2 protein-coding genes are annotated in these 2,466 nt (G+C 64.9%); one reads left to right on the forward strand and one right to left on the reverse strand.

Features of this window, described 5'->3' with window-relative positions; all coding sequences use genetic code 11:
- Positions 1 to 211 precede the first annotated feature (211 nt).
- Positions 212 to 1,396, forward strand: a complete 1,185-nt coding sequence (locus AC5JJ6_RS03420) for a fumarylacetoacetate hydrolase family protein (protein ID WP_496040700.1) — start codon at positions 212 to 214, stop codon at positions 1,394 to 1,396.
- A gap of 52 nt (positions 1,397 to 1,448) precedes the next feature.
- Here AC5JJ6_RS03420 and AC5JJ6_RS03425 read toward each other — a convergent pair.
- Positions 1,449 to 2,466 (reverse strand): hypothetical protein (locus tag AC5JJ6_RS03425; RefSeq protein WP_496040701.1); only part of this gene is annotated, 1,018 nt, incomplete at its 5' end.

A 2,466-nucleotide genomic window follows, 5' to 3' on the forward strand; every position in this document is an offset into this window, starting at 1 on the left:
TCACGCGAGGGCATTTGCCTCTCCCTCCTCAAAACTCGGTTCGGTTCTCAAGTGGTCTGCCCAACAGATAAATTCGAGAGTGGGCACGCGGCGTCTCGGATCAAAGCAGACAGCGTGGTATACCCGCCATACGGGGATCAGCTCCCGCCGTGACTTGAAGACCTAAGAACACGCGCCAACGACACGCGCCGATGCGCCTGGAGGAACCTGAGTGAAAAGCCTGCTTACGCCCGAAAACACCTTGCCCGAGGATGGCTGCGCCGGAACCCTGGTCGGGCGCGTCCAACTGCCGGAAGGCCCCGCCGTCGTCGCGATCCGGGGAGACGGCGTCTACGACGTGACGGCCGAAGCGCCGACCATGAGCACCCTGCTGGATGCCGCCGATCCGGTGGCCGTGGTCCGCACTGGGCTTGCCACGGCGAACCGGATCGGCGACCTTGCCGACATCCTCGCCAACAGCGCCCATGACGCCAACGACCCGTCGAAGCCGTGGTTCCTGTGTCCCGTCGATTTGCAGGCGGTCAAGGCCAGCGGCGTCACCTTCGTCGCCAGCCTGCTGGAGCGCGTGATCGAGGAACAGGCGCGCGGCGACGCCGGCAAGGCCGAAGCCGTCCGCCAGACCATGATCGACGCGATCGGCACCGACCTGTCGGAGATCGAGCCCGGCTCGGAAAGCTCCGCCCGCTTGAAGGACCTGCTGATCGAGAAGGGCGTCTGGTCGCAGTACCTGGAAGTCGGCATCGGCCCCGACGCCGAGATCTTCACCAAGGGCCAGCCGATGTCGTCGCTGGGGACGGGGGCCGAGATCGGCATCCTGGCGGCATCGACCTGGAACAACCCGGAGCCGGAAATCGTGCTGGCCGTCTCGTCCGAAGGCAAGACCGTCGGCGCCACGCTGGGCAACGACGTCAACCTGCGCGACATGGAAGGCCGTAGCGCCCTGCTGCTCGGCAAGGCCAAGGACAACAACGCGTCCTGCTCCATCGGGCCGTTCATCCGCCTGTTCGACGAGACCTTCGGCATCGGGGACGTGCGGAAGGCCGAGCTGGCGATGAGCGTCGAAGGCACCGACGGCTACCGCCTGACCGGCAGCAGCTCCATGTCGAAGATCAGCCGCGATCCGCTGGACCTGGTGTCGCAGGCGATCGGCAGGAACCACCAGTATCCCGACGGGCTGGTGCTGTTCCTGGGCACGATGTTCGCACCCGTCGAGGACCGCGACGAACCCGGCGCCGGCTTCACCCACAAGGTCGGCGACGTGGTCCGGATCGAGACGCCGAAGCTGGGAGCCCTGGTCAACCGGGTGACCACCAGCGACAAGGCGCCGCCCTGGACCTTCGGCACCCGCGCCCTGATCCGCAATCTGGCCGGGCGTGGGCTGTTGGACAAGATCTGAGGGGGGTGGGGCCGGCGGGGAGGTTCGCTCCCCGCCGGCCTTTCGTGCCGGTCTATTGCAGCATCCGGACGGCGACTTCCTTCGCCCTGACGAAGGCCGGATCGTTTTGCAGCATCAGTTTGCAGTAGCTTGCGTCGACGGCCGCGGGCATCGGGGCGTTGGCCTGCGATGCCAGCAGTTCGTAGAATTGAAAGCTGGTGCGGATGCCCTGCTCCCGAAGCGTATTGAACGTCTTCTTCTTCAGCAGAAGCAGGAGCTGGGCCTGTCCGATCCAGTCGATGATCTGTTGCAGCGCATAGGGCGTGCGGAGCGCCAGGGTCATCGGATTGCAGGTCGCAAGACGCGGCGCGTCGAAGATGCCGAGTTCGGCCAGACGGGCGCGCGTGTAGCTGTCGATCCCTTCGATTTCCTCGATGTCCAGGTAGCTGGTGGAAGGCCCCATGTTGAAGATGCGCTTCCTTGCCAATGCTCCCAGCCAGGTCAGCGCGGTTTCCGGAAAGAAGCCGATCGCGAAGGCGAGCAGGATGAAGTAGTTGAGATCCGTTTCAAGGAGCGGCAGCGGCGGCATGGCGGTCCGATCCTGAACATGCAGGACCGCCGGTGTCGCCATGGCGGCGTCCGTGGCCTCGGAAGGCTGATGGGCTGCGAGCTTGCCGCTTGCGGGCGAAAGGCCCTGGAAGACGATCAGCGACAGGATGGCCGCGGTGACGACCCTGATCGTGATGGCGTGGAACGCGTATACCGTGACGTCGCGGGTGACCATCCTCTGGAAGAGCTGCCACAGCGCCCAGACATAGGCGGCCAGGAAGGAAACTTCGATCACGAGCAGCGAGCCGAGCTGATGGCTGTCGATGATCGGCTGGATGCCCTTCGGGCATTCCAGGCCAGGGCATTTGAAGCCGTCGGCTCCGACCAGGAACGCTCCGCCCAGGATCATGCTCGGCGTTTGGAAATAGCCCCGTTGAAACGCGATGAAGAGCGTGAAGGCCGTCGAGAAGACCGTGAGCATGCAGAGCACGGACGGCCAGAAGATGTGCTCCTTGATGTTGGCGGGCTCGTAAAGGGCGTCC

The organism is Skermanella sp. (assembly GCF_059503625.1).